The 16,452-nt window shown below is 63.1% G+C and carries 15 protein-coding genes; 9 read left to right on the forward strand and 6 right to left on the reverse strand.

The window, feature by feature from the left end; translation table 11 throughout:
* Positions 1 to 94: 94 nt before the first annotated feature.
* A complete protein-coding gene (locus ACIQTS_RS15505; protein WP_402473812.1) occupies positions 95 to 1,651 on the forward strand; it encodes an MFS transporter in 1,557 nt (518 codons plus the stop codon).
* Between the two features lie 45 nt (positions 1,652 to 1,696).
* The gene (locus tag ACIQTS_RS15510) at positions 1,697 to 2,113 is read left to right on the forward strand and encodes an META domain-containing protein (RefSeq protein ID WP_402473813.1); all 417 of its coding nucleotides are present in this window, start codon (positions 1,697 to 1,699) and stop codon (positions 2,111 to 2,113) included.
* A 22-nt stretch (positions 2,114 to 2,135) separates the two neighbouring features.
* Here the strand turns inward: ACIQTS_RS15510 and ACIQTS_RS15515 are convergent, their stop codons facing one another.
* The gene (locus tag ACIQTS_RS15515; protein WP_402473814.1) at positions 2,136 to 3,236 is read right to left on the reverse strand and encodes a fatty acid desaturase family protein; all 1,101 of its coding nucleotides are present in this window, start codon (positions 3,234 to 3,236) and stop codon (positions 2,136 to 2,138) included.
* Positions 3,237 to 3,363: 127 nt separating this feature from the next.
* Complete coding sequence (locus tag ACIQTS_RS15520; RefSeq protein WP_402473815.1) at positions 3,364 to 5,004, reverse strand: ABC-F family ATP-binding cassette domain-containing protein; 1,641 nt, start codon at positions 5,002 to 5,004, stop codon at positions 3,364 to 3,366.
* Between the two features lie 83 nt (positions 5,005 to 5,087).
* On the opposite strand from ACIQTS_RS15520, the gene ACIQTS_RS15525 reads away from it, so the two are divergent.
* The 5 genes from ACIQTS_RS15525 (at position 5,088) to ACIQTS_RS15545 (ending at position 10,646) form a co-directional block, all read left to right on the forward strand.
* The gene (locus tag ACIQTS_RS15525; protein ID WP_400290838.1) at positions 5,088 to 5,453 is read left to right on the forward strand and encodes an ArsR/SmtB family transcription factor; all 366 of its coding nucleotides are present in this window, start codon (positions 5,088 to 5,090) and stop codon (positions 5,451 to 5,453) included.
* A 27-nt stretch (positions 5,454 to 5,480) separates the two neighbouring features.
* Positions 5,481 to 6,725: an MFS transporter gene (locus ACIQTS_RS15530; RefSeq protein WP_402473816.1), complete on the forward strand. Its 1,245-nt coding sequence runs from the start codon at positions 5,481 to 5,483 to the stop codon at positions 6,723 to 6,725.
* 310 nt (positions 6,726 to 7,035) lie between these two features.
* A complete protein-coding gene (locus ACIQTS_RS15535; RefSeq protein WP_402473817.1) occupies positions 7,036 to 8,271 on the forward strand; it encodes a CaiB/BaiF CoA transferase family protein in 1,236 nt (411 codons plus the stop codon).
* Positions 8,268 to 9,149, forward strand: a complete 882-nt coding sequence (locus ACIQTS_RS15540; protein WP_332595363.1) for a hydroxymethylglutaryl-CoA lyase — start codon at positions 8,268 to 8,270, stop codon at positions 9,147 to 9,149. The genes ACIQTS_RS15535 and ACIQTS_RS15540 overlap by 4 nt, the downstream gene beginning before the upstream one ends.
* A gap of 93 nt (positions 9,150 to 9,242) precedes the next feature.
* Positions 9,243 to 10,646 (forward strand): 2-hydroxycarboxylate transporter family protein, encoded by a 1,404-nt coding sequence (locus tag ACIQTS_RS15545; protein WP_402473818.1) that lies wholly within the window; start codon positions 9,243 to 9,245, stop codon positions 10,644 to 10,646.
* Between the two features lie 81 nt (positions 10,647 to 10,727).
* On the opposite strand, the gene ACIQTS_RS15550 is transcribed toward ACIQTS_RS15545, so the two are convergent.
* Positions 10,728 to 11,372: an IclR family transcriptional regulator gene (locus ACIQTS_RS15550; RefSeq protein ID WP_402473819.1), complete on the reverse strand. Its 645-nt coding sequence runs from the start codon at positions 11,370 to 11,372 to the stop codon at positions 10,728 to 10,730.
* 210 nt (positions 11,373 to 11,582) lie between these two features.
* Between ACIQTS_RS15550 and ACIQTS_RS15555 the strand changes: the two genes are divergently transcribed.
* Positions 11,583 to 12,677, forward strand: coding sequence for an isocitrate/isopropylmalate dehydrogenase family protein (locus tag ACIQTS_RS15555; RefSeq protein WP_332730790.1), 1,095 nt, complete (start codon positions 11,583 to 11,585; stop codon positions 12,675 to 12,677).
* A gap of 10 nt (positions 12,678 to 12,687) precedes the next feature.
* Positions 12,688 to 13,680 carry an NAD(P)-dependent oxidoreductase gene (locus ACIQTS_RS15560; RefSeq protein WP_402473820.1) on the forward strand — a complete coding sequence of 331 codons (993 nt, stop codon included), beginning with the start codon at positions 12,688 to 12,690 and terminating at the stop codon, positions 13,678 to 13,680.
* A gap of 22 nt (positions 13,681 to 13,702) precedes the next feature.
* On the opposite strand, the gene ACIQTS_RS15565 is transcribed toward ACIQTS_RS15560, so the two are convergent.
* From ACIQTS_RS15565 to ACIQTS_RS15575, 3 genes are all read right to left on the reverse strand, one after another.
* Positions 13,703 to 14,410 (reverse strand): phosphoribosyltransferase, encoded by a 708-nt coding sequence (locus ACIQTS_RS15565; RefSeq protein ID WP_402473821.1) that lies wholly within the window; start codon positions 14,408 to 14,410, stop codon positions 13,703 to 13,705.
* 190 nt (positions 14,411 to 14,600) lie between these two features.
* The gene (locus ACIQTS_RS15570; protein WP_402473822.1) at positions 14,601 to 15,047 is read right to left on the reverse strand and encodes an HD domain-containing protein; all 447 of its coding nucleotides are present in this window, start codon (positions 15,045 to 15,047) and stop codon (positions 14,601 to 14,603) included.
* Between the two features lie 202 nt (positions 15,048 to 15,249).
* Entirely contained in the window at positions 15,250 to 16,449 is a 1,200-nt protein-coding gene (locus ACIQTS_RS15575; protein ID WP_402473823.1) for a carboxyl transferase domain-containing protein, read from the reverse strand.
* Between the last annotated feature and the right edge of the window lie 3 nt (positions 16,450 to 16,452).

The raw sequence follows: 16,452 nt of genomic DNA on the forward strand, positions 1-16,452 counted from the left end.
AGCACTTCGACAGGGAATATTAGCCAGCTGGCCAACGCTGTAGGTTGAAGGACCGCAGGATTGTGCGGCCTGGAATTCGTTTGAAAGTTGGCCCATGTCCCAGAGCAAGCCGCATCCGGTACCAGTTGCTGAAGAACTCTCGGCCGGAGCACGATGGCGATTGCTGGGCGTGCTGCTGGCAGCGATGTTCATGTCGCTGGTTTCGGTCAGCATCGTCAACGTGGTTCTTCCTGCCATCGGTTCCACCCTGCACGCCACCGAAGCGGACCTGCAGTGGGTCTTGGCAGGATATGCGCTGACCTTCGGCGTGGTGCTGGTTGCTGCCGGACGCGCCGGCGACCTGCTGGGCCGTGGCGTGATGTTCGTGGCAGGCCTGGCGATCTTCACAGCCGCCAGCATCCTCGCAGGGCTGGCCGCGGATCCACTGGTATTGAACATTGCCCGCTTCATCATGGGCGTTGGCTCGGGCCTGCTCAACCCCCAAGTGATGGGCATGATCCAGCAGCACTTCCGTGGCGCGGCCCGCGGCCGGGCCTACGGGCTGCTGGGCACCGCCGTCGGCTTCTCGGTAGCTATTGGGCCGGTGCTGGGCGGATTGCTGATCAACTGGTTTGGCGAAGACGCCGGCTGGCGCGCCACGTTCTTGATCAACGTCCCGGTCGGCGTGCTGGCCATTGTCCTGGCGCTGCTGTGGCTGCCCAAGCCGCTGTTCAACAAGCCAGCGGGCAAGGTGGATCTGGACCCGGTTGGCGGCCTCCTGCTGGCGGTTGGCATTTTCGCCCTGCTCCTGCCATTCGTCCAGGGCCGCGAAACCCCATGGCTCTGGTCGCTGCTGGCCTTGGCAGTGCTGGTCATGGTGCTCTGGGTCTGGTGGGAGAAGAAGTACAAGAAGCTCGGGCGCGAACCAATGGTGGAATTGGCCCTGTTCAAGATCCGCAGCTTCACCAACGGCACGCTCATCGCTGGCCTGTACTTCATGGGTGTTTCCAGCGTCTGGGTGCTGGTGGCCATTTACGTCCAGCAATCCCAGGGCTTCAGTGCCCTGCAGGCAGGGCTGATCTGCCTTCCCGCGGCCCTGCTCTCCGCCTTCAGCTCCGACATCGCCGGACGCTATGTCATGACCGTGGGGCGAAAAATGGTCATTGGCGGCATTCTCAGCGCCCTGTTCGGCCTGCTGGCCACCATTGCCGTGGTGGTCCTGGAGGATCGCGGGCTGCTGAGCATCTGGTGGATGCTGCTTTCGCTGGCCTTCATCGGCGTAGCCCAGGGCTTCATCATTTCGCCTAACCAGGCGCTGACCCTCATGGAAGTTCCCGTGGCCAACTCCGGCAGCGCTGGCGGCTTGATGCAGACTTCCCAGCGCGTGGGCACCGCGGTGGGCATTGCGGTGATTACCGCTGTCTTCTACGGCATGAACCACGTAGCCGGGTACTCGATCGCCATGGCGCTCTCATTCGCTGCCATTTCCCTCTTGGTCCTGGCCACCTTGCTGGTCGGTATCCTCGATCTGCGCCATAGCCATGCTGCCCGCAGCAAGCCAGTTGCCGAAGAAGTCGTTCACGTCAGCACCGGCGTGCAGCGTACGGTGACCGGGGCAATCGAGGTTGTCGGGCCGAAGGAGCCTACCCAGCCAGTAGACTCCCAGCCGTAATCCGGTGCTGGCCAGCGGGTGGGCCGAAGACCTAGGCTGGGGGATATGAAGCGATTCTTCCTGCGCACCGCGGCACTGTCTTTGGCTTTTGGCGTTGCCGCCTGCGGGGCGACCCCGGGCGAGCCGGGCGCCAGCCAGCCAACTGAAAGCGAGACCAGCGTGATACTCCAGGATCCGGTCGGCTTGTGGGGCAGCAAGGATCAGGGCCAGCCGTGGCTGGAGCTGTCCGAGGATGGCAAGGTCACCGGCAGCGATGGCTGCAACCGCCTCGCCGGTACCTGGAGTGCATCCGAGGACCTGGAATTCGCCACGCTGGCTTCGACCAAGATGTTCTGCGAAGGCGTGGATGACTGGCTCTCGCGCGCTGCCTCCGCCAAGCTGGAGGACGGCGGAAAGATGCTTGTTCTTGACGCAGACGGGAAAGAGCTAGGATCCCTTGCCTTTGGTGGCAAGGGATCCTAGCTCTTTGCTGCTTCAGCCTGAACTATGCGCTGACGCGGTATCCGGAGATCATCGGGCACTCGAAAGGATCCCGGGCCGATAGCCCGACCTTGTTCAGGTAGGTGATCACCTGTGCGTAGGATTCGCGGACACTGGCCACGGTGTACGGCACCTGGTGCTCGTCGCAGTACTGGCGCACGATGCGCGAGACGCCGGCCAGGTTGGCGCGCGGCATGGACGGGAACAGGTGGTGCTCCACCTGGTAGTTCAATCCGCCGTAGACGTGGGAGAGCACGCGGTTTCCCCAGCTGGACTTGGCCATGACATTGCGTCCGGTGAGTACCTGGCGGGAGAAGAAGTCGATGCGGGCGTCCTGGGGAACCATCGGCATGCCCTTGTGGTTCGGGGCGAAGGAGGCACCCATGTAGATGCCGAAGACTGCCAGCTGCACGCCGAGGAAGGCGAAAGCCATGCCCACTGGCAGGAAGTAGAACACGATCGCCAGGTAGATGGCGATGCGCAGTGCAATGCCGGTCATTTCGCGCTTGCGGTTTTTGACCCGGCCGGCCTTGAACAGGTACTTGATCGAATGCATATGCAGGTTCAAGCCCTCAAGGGTGAGCAGCGGGAAGAACAGGTAGCCCTGGCGGTTGGTGATCCACTTGAGCAGGCCGCGCTGGCGCTTGGCGTCCTCGGTCTGGAAGGAGATGGTGTCCCACTCGATGTCCGGATCCTTGCCCACGGTATTGGGGGTGGCGTGGTGCTTGTTGTGCTTGTTCATCCACCACTGGTAGCTGATGCCCACGACGATATTGGCCAGGAACTGGCCCAGCTTGTCATTGCGCTTGTGCGAAGCCAGGATTTGGCGGTGTGCCGCCTCGTGTGCCAGGAACGCGAATTGGGTGAGCAGCAGGCCCAAGGCTGCGGCCATCAGCAACTGGAACCAGCTGTCGCCTAGGAGGATGAAACCGGTAACGGTGCCGGCTAGCAGCACCGTCAGCACGATGCCCAACCCGAGATAGTGCCCGCGGCGGCGTCCGACCAGTCCAGCTTCGGTGACCAACTTCTTGACGTGGAAGAAGCTCTTGGGATCGCCCGGCTTGACCGTTGGCCCTTGGGGATGGAGTGTTGCAGTGCTGCTCAAGAAAATATCCTTGGGTACTAGGCGTCGACCTCGCAGTCGAAAGAACTGAAAAACTCGGCTCCCATAGTGCCAATCCTACGTTGGATAGCTGTGAACTTGCCAGTGCAATAAGTGCCCAAGTGAGGCCCTAGAAATGGGCCGTTAGTTGACCCTGTGCAACTTCCCATCGGGCGTCCAGTCGCACATTCTCCAGCAAGCGCCGATCATGGGTGACCAGCAGCAGTGCTCCGGTGTACGCTTCCAGGGCTTCTTCGAGCTGTTCGATGGCCGGCACGTCCAGGTGGTTGGTCGGCTCATCGAGCACCAGCAGGTTCACCCCGCGGGCCTGGAGCAGCGCCATGGATGCGCGGGTTCGCTCGCCGGGGGAGAGCGAATCCACCAGGGCCGAGGACTGGTCGGCCTTCAAGCCGAACTTGGCAAGCAGGGTGCGCACCTCCGCTGCGGAGTACTCGGGCACTTCCAATTCGAAGGCTTCGCCCAGTGGCAGGTCGCCGGGCAGCTGGGTGCGCGCCTGGTCGATTTCTCCGATATTCACCGAACTGCCCAGGGATGCCGAGCCGCTGTGCGGGGCCAGCTTGCCCAGCAGCAGGTTCAGCAAGGTCGACTTGCCTGCTCCGTTCGGGCCGGTGATGCCAATCCGGTCCCCGGCGTTGACCTGCACCGAAACCGGTCCGAAAGCGTAGTCCCCGTGGGATACCGAGGCCTCGTTGAGCGTGCACATCACCGAGGACCCGCGTTCAGCCGCGGCGATGGAGAACTGCAGGACCCATTCCTTGCGCGGTTCGGCCACTTCGTCGAGCCGGGCGATGCGCGATTCCATCTGGCGCACCTTGGCGGCCTGCTTTTCCGAGGACTCGGAGTTGGCCCGGCGGCGGATCTTGTCGTTGTCCGGCGCCTTGCGCATGGCGTTGCGCACGCCTTGCGAGGACCATTCGCGCTGGGTGCGGGCGCGGGAGACCAGATCGGCTTTCTGGTTCTCGAACTGCTCGTAGGCCTCACGGGCATGGGTGCGGTTGATGGCCCGTTCGGCAAGGTACGAGTCGTAGCCGCCTTCATAGGTGGCTACCTGGTTCTGGGCCAGGTCCAATTCGATGATGCCGGTGGTGCAGCGGGAGAGGAACTCGCGGTCATGCGATACCAGGATCACCGGTGCGCGCAGGGAATTGATGAAATGCTCCAAATGCTCCAGGCCCTCGAGATCGAGATCATTGGTCGGTTCATCGAGCAGCACCGCATCGAAGCGGGAGAGCAGCAGGGCTGCCAGAGCCACGCGGGCTACCTGGCCGCCGGACAGGGCAGTCATCTCGGTTTCTACCGGGAGGGTGAAGCCGAGCTTGGCCAGCACCTCGGGGATGCGGTCTTCCAGATCCATGGCGCCACAGGCCATCCAGTGGTCGAATGCAGCGGTGTAGGCGTCATCCGCACCGGGCTTGCCGCTGCCAAGTTCTTCGGCGGTGGATTCCATGGCGGTGGTGGCGGCGGCGCAACCGGTGCGGCGGGACAAATACGCGGTGATGGTTTCACCTGGAATGCGGTCGTGTTCCTGGGGCATCCAGCCGATGAACGCAGAATCCGGGGCGGTGCTCACCGTTCCGGCCTGCGGGGCCGCGGCCCCGGCAAGCAGCGAGAGCAATGTGGACTTGCCAGCGCCGTTGGCACCCACTACGCCGTAGACATCACCGGGTGCGGCGGTGAAGTTCAGATTCGAGAAGAGGGTTCGGTGGGCGTGGCCGCCAGTCAGGTCCTTGGCCACGAGCGTTGCAGTCATGGCTCCAATTCTAGTTCCAGTCGGACGCGGAATATTTCCGGTGTGCCCTAGGCAATACCGGGCGAGAGCATTAGTCTATTAGCATGCATGCAGATAATAAGATTTATGCTCCGGATCCTTCCTCGGATTTCGTGGAGCTGGCCGCGGAAGTCTTCGGCTTGCTGTCCGATGCCACCCGGATCCGGATTGTGCTGCATCTGCGCCGTGCCGGTGAGCTCTCGGTCAACGCGCTCGCAGAGCTGGTCGAGAAGAGCCCTTCGGGGGTATCCCAGCACCTGGCCCGTTTGCGCATGGCGCGCATGGTGACCACGCGCCAGGACGGAACCAAGGTCCTGTACAGCCTCACCGATGAGCACCCGGTGCGTCTGGTCAGCGAAGCGATCAAGCAGGCGGAGCATTCGGTATCCAACGGACAGCTGCCGTTGCACCACGAAGCCCCGCAAGGCTAGCGGCAAAAGATACGGGAGTCGGCAAAGATGCTCGCAGTACTCAGGGACCAGGCGTACGCCAAGCTCTTCAGCGCCCAGATGATTGCGCTGCTGGGTACCGGCCTGCTTACCGTTGCCCTGGGCCTGCTGGCTTTCGATATTGCCGGCAGCAACGCGGGATTAGTGCTTGGGCTGGCCTTGACTGTGAAGATGGTCGCCTATGTGGCCGTTGCGCCTTTGGCCAATGCCCTGGTTTCCCATATTCCGCGCAAACCCGTGCTCATCGGGTCCAACATCATTCGTGGACTAGTGGCGCTCTGCCTCCCATTCGCCAGCGAAGCGTGGCAGATCTATGTGCTGATTTTCGTACTGCAATCAGCATCGGCGACCTTCACCCCCGCGTTCCAGGCGGTCATTCCCTCGATCCTGCCCGATGAGCGGGATTACACCCGGGCCTTGTCGCTGTCGCGGCTGGCCTATGACATGGAGGCGTTGGCCAGCCCGATGCTGGCGGCCGCGCTGCTGACCGTCACCAGCTACCACAACCTCTTCGCCGGGACCGTGCTCGGCTTTGCCGCGTCTGCTCTGCTTGTTGCCGCGACGCGCTTCCCGGCGATCCCGCCGCCCCAGAAGTCGCTCTTCTTCCATCGCCTCACCGGGGGAACCCGGGCATTCTGGGCGGCACGGGAACTGCGCAGCCTGATGGCGCTGAATCTGGTGGTCGCCGCGATCTCCGCCATGGTCATCGTCAACACAGTGGTGCTGGTGAAGGGGGATCTGGGCCGTTCGCAGGTGGATGTGGCGCTGCTGCTCGGAGCCTACGGTGCAGGTTCGATGGCGGTGGCACTGGGCATGCCGGGGTTGCTGGAGCGATTCGAAGACCGCAGCGTGATGCTCGCCGGCGCCGTGATGATGCCGCTGCTGCTGTTCATCGGTGCCGCTGTGATCGGCTGGGGCGAGGGTTCTGGCCAATGGGCCGGGCTCCTTGGCCTGTGGCTGGCCCTGGGTGCGGCGACCGCAACCATCCTCACGCCCTCGTCGAGACTGCTGCGCCGCAACAGCACCGAGCAAAACCGCCCCGGTGTTTTTGCCGCGCAATTTTCCTTGTCCCATGCATGCTTCTTGCTGACCTATCCGGTGGCCGGCGTCCTGGGCGCTTCGATCGGCCTGTGGGGTGCGGCTCTGGTCCTGGTCGGCATCGGAGTGGTCGGTACGGTGCTGGCATTTGCCTCGTGGCGCCCGGAAACGGTTTCGGCGCACCGTGCTGATCCGATACCCAACGCCAATTCTTGAGCTGTCGTCTTCGGGATTTATGCGCGGCTGCACGGCAACAGGCCGGTGGATCGTGTTCCAAGTACCGAACAGCGGCGGAGCGGTGCGCCCATCCTGCCACCGCCGGTCGGCCAATTACTAGCTGGCGAGGCACGGGCGCCGATGACACGGTGGTTGCCGTGTCTCGCGGGACGGTGAGATGAATCCGCTTATTTCAAAAATTTCTTGCTGTGTTGTGGCTCACTTGCTACAGTCTTACCGCTGAAAGGGATTCCGATCCCATTCAGTGGGAACACTTACCTTCAGATTAACATGAAAAGGGATCATTCTGATGGACGATCAGCTGAACCTCGGCGAGAACAACCTTCCGTTAGCAGGCGTGCGCGTGCTGGAACTTGGAAACTTCATTGCTGCTCCCTTCGCTGCCCGGATCTTTGGCGATTTCGGCGCGGAAGTAATCAAGATCGAGCGGCCTGATGGGGGAGATGAACTGCGCGACTGGCGCAAGGCCCGCGGTGAAACCTCCATGCTCTTCCGCACTATCGCGCGCAACAAGAAATCTGTCGAGCTCGATTTGCGCAGCGAGCTAGGTGCGAGGGCAATTAAGGAAATCATCAGGACCACAGATGTGCTGATCGAGAATTTCCGTCCTGGCACTTTGGAAAAGTGGGGGCTTGGCCCCGAGGTGCTCAGTGAAATCAACCCTGAACTGGTGATCGTGCGTATCTCGGGCTACGGTCAGACTGGACCCTATAAGGACCGCGCCGGATTCGGCAGTTCTGCTGAATCATTTGCCGGATTGCGCTACATCACCGGCGAACCCGACCGTCCCGCAGGACGGGCCGCCGCCTCCTTGGGTGATACCGTCGCAGGTCTCTACGGAGTCATCGGCGCCTTGATGCTGATGCTCAACAAGGCCAAGGGAGGGAGCAACCAGGAGCAGAACGTCGTCGATGTGGCACTGTATGAAGGTGTCTTCTCGCTGCTCGAATCACTGGTCCCGGACTACGACGCCTACGGCATGGTCCGCGAGCGTACCGGCGGCCGGCTTCCAGGAGTGGTGCCTACCGGCTCCTATACTTGCCAGGATGGCCTGGAGGTGGTTATCGGCGGGAACTCCAACTCGGTATTCACCAGGTTGATGCGCGCTGTCGGGCGCGAGGACCTGGCCAGCGACCAGTCGTTTTTAACCACCGAGGCTCGCGGTTCCCGCGAGGCAGAGCTCAACGGAGCCATCGAGGCATTCACCGGATACCTGCCGCTGCCGCAGGTGCTCGACGCGTTGGATGCGGCCGGGGTTCCGGCGGCTCCGGTCTACGACGCTGCCTCCATCGCCCAGGACGAGCACTACCTTGCCCGCGGCATGATCGAGACCCACGAAGTGAAGGTCGACCAGAAGCCCGAACTGATCCGCTTCCCGGGCGTGGTGCCAAGGATTCCCGGCCACCAGGGCGAGGTCAAGTGGGTCGGCCCGGACCTGGGGGAGCATACAGAGGAAGTCCTCAAGGACCTGGCTGGCTTCGATGAAGGGCAGATCCGGGCCATGGGCAACAAGGCGGTGAAATGATGCGGATCGAAATCACCGACGTGTTCTTGCGTGACGGATTGCAGGACGAACCGGTCATCGTTTCCACGGCCGGCAAGGTGAAGATCGCCCGAGCCACCATGGACGCAGGTGTCGAGCGCATGGAGATCGCGTCATTCGTCAACCCGAAGCGCGTGCCGCAAATGGCCGACGCCAGCGACGTGTTGTCCGCGCTGTCCATGGAATCCAGGGTGCGTTTCACGGTCCTGGCCCTGAACGGCCAGGGCATCGCCCGGGCGGCAGCTGCCGGAGCGCGCGAAGTCCAGGTGGTGGCGTCGGCCAGCCAGGCGCACAGCAATGCCAACGCCGGTGCTGGCATCGAGAAGTCACTGGCCTCGCTCGCGGGCGATGTCGCAGCCCACCCGGAAACCGGATTCCACGCCGGGATCTCCACCGCCTTCACCTGCCCCTACGAGGGCGAGATCGACCCCTCTCGTCTCCTGCAACTGGTACGCGCCTTCAAGTCCATGGGCATCACGGACATCGGGCTGGCTGACACCCTCGGAACCACGCCACCGCAACGCCTGATCGACAGCGTGAAGCACATCCAGGACGCTGAACCCGACCTGGCCTACTCGTTGCACCTGCACAATGCCCACGGCCTGGCCCTGGACACGGTGAAATTGGCCATCGATGCGGGCATTACCCGCTTCGATGCCGCACTGGGCGGTTATGGGGGCTGCCCATTCGCTCCGGGCGCGGCAGGAAACCTGTCCACAGAAGAGCTCGTGGATTTTCTGCACGCCGAAGGGCACATCACAGGAATTGATCCTTCAGGGCTCGCAAAGGCCACCGATCTGGCCCGCGCAACGATCTCCAACGCACCACCTGTCCAAACAGATTCCCTCTCCATCCACTAGGCAACCAGGCCTGCCTTCACGGCTGGCCATGCAACGGCCTTCCGCGCAAAGACGCCGGTAGCCTTGCAAGCCACGAAACATCGGGAGAATACGATGTCAAAGACCAACCAGGAAGCCCAGCTTCCGCGTTCCATCCAGGGTGAAGACCAAGACCTTCTGCGGCGGCTGAACGAAAAGGCCCAGCTGCCCAAGGGCGCCCACCACGCCAACCCCCGGCACTTCGCCATCTCGGGCCTGCCGATCTGGCTTTACCTGACCATGGCCGCAGTAGTGCTCATCGCAGCCGTGACCGGCAAGCTTCCCGGCGGCATGTTGCCAGGCTTCGCCGTCGCGATGCTGCTGGGCGGCCTGCTGATCTGGTTCGGCAACCTGTTCCCGATAGTCCGTGACTTCGGGCTGCCGACGATCCTGTGCACCTTCGTCCCGGCGCTGGTGATGTTCTACGGGTTCATGCCGGAGGCGATCGTTACCGTGGTCACTGACTTCATCACCACCCACGGGTTCCTTGACTTCTTCGTGGCCGCGGTGATCGCCGGCTCGATCCTCGGCGCGCCGCGCGCCCTGCTGCTCAAGGCAGGTCCGCGCTTTGCGATCCCGCTGGTTTCCTGCATCCTGATCTCCTTTGCTGCAATCGGACTGATCGGAGCCGTAGCAGGATTCGGTTTCTGGAACGCGATGCTCACCGTAGCGGCCCCGATCATGGCTGGCGGCCTGGGCCTGGGGGCGGTGCCGATGAGCGAAATGTACGGCGCCCAGACCGGGCAGGATTCCTCGGCATTCATGGGCGACCTGATGTCGGCTGTGGTCGTCGCCAATGTCTTCTGCATCCTCTTCGCCGGAATCCTCAACGGACTGGGCAAGCGCAAGCAGCTGTTTATCGGCTTCAGCGGCGACGGCGACCTGATGCGCGTGAAGGGAACCAGCAAGGAGCTGTCCAACCCGCCCAAGCGCACCATGGCGAGTTTCCTCACCTTGGGCAAGGGACTGGTGCTGACGGCAGGGCTCTACGTGCTGGGGGAACTGCTCGGCGGGTTCTTCGCATTCCTGCACCCCTACGCCTGGATGATCATCGTTGTGGCCGCGCTGAAGATCTTCGGGTTGCTACCCAAGGATATCGAGGAAGCCACCACCGACTGGGGCGAGATGATCACCTCGGTGCTGGTCCCGGCGCTGCTGGTGGGCGTGAGCATTTCCTACATCGACATCAACGAGGTCCTGGCTTCGCTGGGCGACCCGATGTTCATCGTGCTGGTGGTCATTACCGTGCTGATCGCCGGACTGAGCGCCGGAATTGTGGGCTGGCTGCTGAAGTTCAACTTCGTCGAAGCGGCCATCACCCCGGGCCTGGTCATGGCCGACACCGGCGGTTCGGGCGACGTGTCGGTACTCAGCGCGTCGGAGCGCATGCACCTGATGCCGTTCGCGGCCCTTTCCAACCGCATCGGAGGGGCCTTCGTGCTCTTCTTGACTACACTGCTGGTGCCATTCATGGGCTAGCGAACCGCGGCGTGCTCGCCAAGGATCCGGTCCCCGCATCGATGGCGGGGCCGGATCCTTTTGGTGATTGCCGGGGTGGCGCTACCTCTGGTAGCTGAAGGCCGCGGAGATCCTCGCTGCGGTGCCCGCTACCAGCTGGCCGTGATCGGTGCCGGGGGAGACTTCGCATCGCGAGAGCGGCATGGCCAGGCAGATCGAAGCAACGATGTGATCACTCTGGAGTACCGGTGCGCTCACCGATCCCAGCCCGGGAGTGCGCAGCCCCACGGATTCCACCCAGCCGTGGCTTTCGATCGAGGCCATGGCCTCCTGGTCGAAGGCCAGCAGCCGTCCGCTGGAACCATGCGGCAGGGCGAGGCTTGCTCCTGGGGGCAAGGTCGCCTTCAATTCGTGCCGGGAATCCACGGAGCTGATGCAAACCCGATGATCGCCGCGGCGAATCCATAGTTGCGCCGTCTCACCGGTCGCATCGCGCAGTTCGGTGAGGTGTCCGAGTCCGACCAGTTCAAGCCGGCTGCGCACGAACCGCCTCCCCAGGCTGTAGTTGCCCGACGGCTCGCGCTTGAGGAAGTCGTACTCGACTAGGCTCAGTGCCAGCCGGTGGGCGGTGGAAGTGGACAGTCCGGTTTGGCGGGCCAGCTCGCTGGCCGTTGCATCACCGAATTCGAGCGCGTCGAGGAGCTGGCAGATGCGTTCCAGCTGCCGATTGGTCGTGGGTTCTGTCATGGAGCGGGCCTTTCAGGGTAACGGGTAAACGGGCGGTGGCGTGGTCGGTGCTCGGGGATTGAATCAGTGATTCCTACTGTATGGGAAGTGGATTTCGCTGGCCAGTAATGAACACTGCCCTGGGGTCTAGTGATCCTCGATACGTACTGATATTGTATTCCCGCAGAATAGAAATTGAATCCCACTACATAGGAATATCAGGAGGTTGTCATGGCCAATTACAGGATTACGGTCATTCCCGGTGACGGGATCGGGCCGGAAGTCGTCGACTCGGCGCTGAAGTTGCTCGGAGAGGTCCAGGAGCAGTTCGGGTTCACCCTTGACTACGTCACCTACGATTTCTCAGCTGACCTGTACCGGCGCACCGGGCGCAAGATCACCGCTGCCGACATGGACGAGATTGGAAAGAGCGACGCAGTGCTCTTCGGGGCCATGGGGCTGCCCGACGTGCGAGACGAAGAAGGCCTGGAACTTGGAGCGCAGGTCGAGATGCGCGCCCACTACAAGCTGTTCGCCAGCCTGCGTCCGGTCAAGCTCTCCAAGGGTGTTCCGAACGCGGTACGGGCTGAGAACATAGACATGCTGGTGATCCGTGAGACCTCCGAGGGCATGTTCGCAGGTCTGCACGACAAGCATGAACCAAGCGATGTGGAAGCCACCGACCGGATGACCATCACGCGGGCGACCTGTGAAACGCTCTTTGCTGAGGCCTTCGACCAGGCCCGGTCCCGCCGCAAGCGCGGCACCCCCGGCCGGGTGACCCTGCTGCATAAGTCCAATGCCCTGCGCAGCAACGTGCTGATGGAAAAGGTCTTCGACGAAGTCGCAGCGAAGAATACCGACATCGATAGCAGCAAGTACTATATTGACGCCGGTTCGATGTACATGGTGACTGATCCGGGGCGGTTTGACGTGATCGTCAGCGAGAACATTTTCGGCGACATCACTTCGGAAATTGCCGCCGGTCTAGTTGGCGGACTGGGCGTGGCACCTTCGGCTGATGTGAGCCGGACCCACGGGGTCTTCCAACCGTCGCATGGCAGCGCGCCGGATATCGCCGGCACTGGCAAGGCCAATCCCACAGCAATGATCCTCTCTGCCGCCATGATGCTCGACTGGCTGGGAGAAAAACGCGAGGATGAAGCGCTCGTCTGCGCTGCACGCAGCATTAACTCCGCTGTCCAAGAGGTGCTCGCCACCGGTCCGCGCTCGGCCGATCTGGGCGGGAATGCCAGCACCGGGGAAGTGACCGACGCGGTACTCCGCGCCCTGCAAGCCTCCGCAAGTATCCCGGCCGGATCCTGAAAGGATAATCATGACCTGGAAAGTCCTATTCATCAACCCATTAAATGACTACATCGACGGCCTGAAAGCATCGACTCCCGAAGGGTTCGAGCTGGTGGTATTGCCAGCTGGCACCAGCGTGGAGGAGCTGGTAGCCCAGGCAGCTGACGCAGACTTCATCATTTCGGGCATCGAGGTCCCCGAAGAAGTCTTCCGTGCAGCCACCCGCGCGAAGTTCATCCAGTACATGAGCTCGGGCTACGGCCAGCTGCCGTTGGGGGTGCTCAACGACCTGGGCATTCCGGTGGCGCAAATGAAAACCCATTCGATCTCGGTGGCCGAGCACGCGGTGAGCCTGATCCTTAACTTGTTGCGCCGTATTCCGTCCTCGATGCAGCTTTTGCGCGAGGGCAAATGGCGCCAGGACCTGGATGAAGCCTCCTATGCGGAACTGTATGGCAAGACCGTGGGAATCGTAGGCCTGGGAAATATTGGGCGTTGGGTTGGCAAGGTGGTGCACCATGGCTTCGGTGCCAACGTCGTCTACTACGACAATGCCCAGATCCCGCTGACAGTGTCCGAGCTGATCTCGGCACAGGCAGTGTCCTTGGAGACGCTGATGCGCGAATCCGATGTGGTCTGCGTAAGCCTTCCGCTGAATCAGGGGACCGGCAAGCTCATTGGACGCGAGGAACTGGCCATGATGAAGGCGTCCGCCGTGCTGGTCAATGTCGGTCGCGGCGAGGTCATCGATGAAGAGGCATTGATTGACGCCTTGCGCACCGGGAGCATTGCCGGTGCCGGGCTGGATGTCTTCGAACTGGAGCCGCTGGAACTGGGCAGCGAGCTATTGAGCCTGGACTCGGTGATCTGCACGCCCCATATGGCGGGGGTGGGCTGGGAGAATGTGCAGCGGAGGCTGGCCACAGTTTGGGACAACATCGATGCCGTTTTGCGCTCAGAAGTTCCTCTTGGGGTCGTCACCGAAACCAGGCGCGTCCCGATAAGCGGTGCCGTAGGTTGATCCGCCGGTTGGCCAGGCCTGTCTATCCTGAACAGGAAGACCGGTTTGGCTGACTAGGTCCTGGGACTTCACCGCGCGGAGCGCAGCGTTTCCAGGACCTGGTCCTGGCCCACTTGCCCGAAGTCCTCGTAGAAGGCTCCGACGGCAGTGAAATTTTCTGGGGTGAGCAGTTGGCAGATGCCATTGACCAGGGTGCCAATTCGGCAGCCGTTCCAGGCGAAGCCACCGGAACTGCCAGCGTGATGGAGGCGGGATCCAGGTCCTGGATAAGATCCAGCGCGGCCTTCATCGTGGCGCCCGTGGCCATTCCGTCATCGCAGAGCAGCAGGTCGCGCTCGGCCAGATCGGGGCAGTAGTCCTTGAAGGTGCCGGCCAGGGCCCGCAGGTCGGCACCGGTGCCGCGTTCGACGGATTCGAGTTCGTCCTTGCCGAAATACTGCAGAGCCCGGCGGTAGATCGCCTCGTTGATGTGGCGAGCGCTGCTAATCCCGTACCGGGCAATGGCGCCGAATGCCAGTTCGGGATTGCGCGGCACCCCGAGCTTGCGCACTGCCACCGCGCCCAGGGTGGCCCCGAGGGCCTTGGCCACTTCATGAGCGATGGGCACTCCGCCGCGCAGCAAACCCAGCACGGTGTATTCGCCGGCGGGCAGCAGGGTGGATAGCTTCATGCCCAGCGCGGAGCCGGCATGGCTGCGGTTTTCGAACACTGTGCTTCTGCCTGTTGCCATAGTTCAAGTCTTGCCCAATGGCGCCCGATTGCAAGGGGGCTGCGGGAAATATCCAGCATTCCGAGTTCTGCGCGGTGATCAGGTGCCGCCACCGGATGCCGGCGAAGAAGTGCTGGCCGTGCGTGGCGGGGATCTTGGCAAGGAGCTATTTCCGGGCAGACCCGGGGTGAACCCAGGACTCGGTGCCTTGCTAGAGACCCAGGAGGGACCGGGTGCGCTGGTATTTCTCGGCCAGCCGCTGCCGGGTAGCCTGATCCAGCTGGCTTGTGCGTTCCGGGTTGGTGTTATCGGCCAGGTCCGCCTGCTTGACCAGCAAGGCCAGCGCATTGCCGCGCACTCCGGCGCAATATTCTTCCAGGCTCTGCCCGGGCCGCTTGCTCAGCAATTCCACCGCCACGATGACCGTATCGGGAAGGCCTGCGGCACGCAGGTCCGCCGCGCTCACGTCGCAATCCTCGATCACATCATGCAACCAGGCGGCCGCGATGGCTTCTGGCGAACCGCCGAGGTCGCGCGCGTGCCCGGCCACTCGTGCCGGATGCCCGATATACGCGGCGCCGAGCTTGTCGACCTGTCCTTCGTGGGCGCCGGACGCGATGTCCTTGGCCGTATCGATCATCGATTCGCGCTCGCGCATAGTCCGCCTCGCTGGGTAGTTCCTGTCGAGTCCCACTCTACGCAGGGCGGCCGGCATTTGGGGAGGAAGCCTGATCCTCGATCTTCCACGTGCCTGCAGGGTGCAGCCGGCCGCCCGCGGCGGGGCGGCAGTGGCGAGGGCAGCCAAGCCAAGGGCCGGTCCAGCAGCCGTTGCCGGACCGGCCCGGTGTCCCAGTGCGGAACTAGCTGGAGGCTTGTCCCAAGTTCTGGAACTTTTTCTGCCGGCGCTCCAACCGATCTGCCTCGGGAATGGCAAGGGCCAGGGAGATTTCCGCAGCAATAGCCGTTCCGAGTTCCTGGCAGAACTCGCGCGGCCGGGTGGCAGCGTCATCGAACTCGTCCACCACGTGGTCCACCAGGCCAAAGGCGCACAGCGAAGCAACGCCGATCTTCTGCTGGCGGGCCATATCCGGGGCATGGCTGGTACTGCGGTGCATGATGGCATTGGCGCCCTCGGGCGGCAACGGCGAGAGCCAGGAATTGCGGGCTGCGATGGTCCGGTCCGCCGGCAGCAGCGCCAGTGCGGCACCGCCGGTACCCTGGCCGAGGAGCACCGACACCGAGGGGGACCGCAAGCCGATCAATTCGCTGAGCGAACGGGCAATCTCTCCGGCCAACCCGCCTTCCTCTGCCTGCACCGAGAGCTCGGCGCCGGTGGTGTCGATGATGGTGACCAGCGGCAGGCCGAGTTCCTGGGCCAGCTGCATCCCGCGGCGGGCCTCGCGCAGCGAAGCGGGCCCGAGGCTGGCCGTGTCCGGGTGCCGCGTCCGCTGCTGGCCGAGCACCACGCAGCGCTGTCCTGTGAACCGCGCCAACGCCAGCATCAGTCCGGGGTCCTTCTCTCCCTGTCCGGTTCCGTTCAAGGGCAGCGCGTCGTCAGCTGAGGCCAGCAGCATCCGGGTGTCCGGTCGGCGCGGGTTCCGGCTGGCCTGCACAGAGCGCCAGGCGTCTTCGTCCGCACTGCACGAGATGCTGCCCACCGGTGCCGGGAAAGCGCCGGAATCTCGTACCGGCTGCAGGATCTGCAGTGCCCGGTCCACTAGCTGCGGAAGGTCCTGCGGCGGGACAACCGCGTCGATCAAGCCCTTGCGGAACAGGTTCTCCGAGACCTGGACACCCTCCGGGAAGTCCTGTCCGTAGAGCGCCTGGTAGACCCGTGGACCCAGGAAACCCAGTAGCGCCCCTGGTTCGGCAACGGTGATGTGCCCCAAAGAGCCCCAGGAGGCCATGACACCGCCGGTGGTGGGATGGCGCAGGTAGACCAGATAGGGAAGTCCTGCCGCCTTCAACGGATCTTGGCACTCCAGTCCAGTCGCCAGTCCTGCCGCTACGCGATGCGTTACTTGCTGGTTTGCTTGTGCGGGCTCAGCGCCACCGCTCACTTC

The organism is Glutamicibacter sp. NPDC090743, from assembly GCF_044769125.1.
Lineage (GTDB): Bacteria > Actinomycetota > Actinomycetes > Actinomycetales > Micrococcaceae > Glutamicibacter.

Coding starts and splice junctions, on each gene's coding strand:
- ACIQTS_RS15505 (WP_402473812.1), top strand. CDS start 95: ATGTCCCAGAGCAAGCCGCATCCGGTACCAGTTGCTGAAGAACTCTCG.
- ACIQTS_RS15520 (WP_402473815.1), bottom strand. CDS start 5,004: ATGACTGCAACGCTCGTGGCCAAGGACCTGACTGGCGGCCACGCCCAC.
- ACIQTS_RS15570 (WP_402473822.1), bottom strand. CDS start 15,047: ATGCGCGAGCGCGAATCGATGATCGATACGGCCAAGGACATCGCGTCC.
- ACIQTS_RS15560 (WP_402473820.1), top strand. CDS start 12,688: ATGACCTGGAAAGTCCTATTCATCAACCCATTAAATGACTACATCGAC.
- ACIQTS_RS15530 (WP_402473816.1), top strand. CDS start 5,481: ATGCTCGCAGTACTCAGGGACCAGGCGTACGCCAAGCTCTTCAGCGCC.
- ACIQTS_RS15540 (WP_332595363.1), top strand. CDS start 8,268: ATGATGCGGATCGAAATCACCGACGTGTTCTTGCGTGACGGATTGCAG.
- ACIQTS_RS15550 (WP_402473819.1), bottom strand. CDS start 11,372: ATGACAGAACCCACGACCAATCGGCAGCTGGAACGCATCTGCCAGCTC.
- ACIQTS_RS15535 (WP_402473817.1), top strand. CDS start 7,036: ATGGACGATCAGCTGAACCTCGGCGAGAACAACCTTCCGTTAGCAGGC.
- ACIQTS_RS15510 (WP_402473813.1), top strand. CDS start 1,697: ATGAAGCGATTCTTCCTGCGCACCGCGGCACTGTCTTTGGCTTTTGGC.
- ACIQTS_RS15555 (WP_332730790.1), top strand. CDS start 11,583: ATGGCCAATTACAGGATTACGGTCATTCCCGGTGACGGGATCGGGCCG.
- ACIQTS_RS15565 (WP_402473821.1), bottom strand. CDS start 14,410: ATGGCAACAGGCAGAAGCACAGTGTTCGAAAACCGCAGCCATGCCGGC.
- ACIQTS_RS15545 (WP_402473818.1), top strand. CDS start 9,243: ATGTCAAAGACCAACCAGGAAGCCCAGCTTCCGCGTTCCATCCAGGGT.
- ACIQTS_RS15525 (WP_400290838.1), top strand. CDS start 5,088: ATGCATGCAGATAATAAGATTTATGCTCCGGATCCTTCCTCGGATTTC.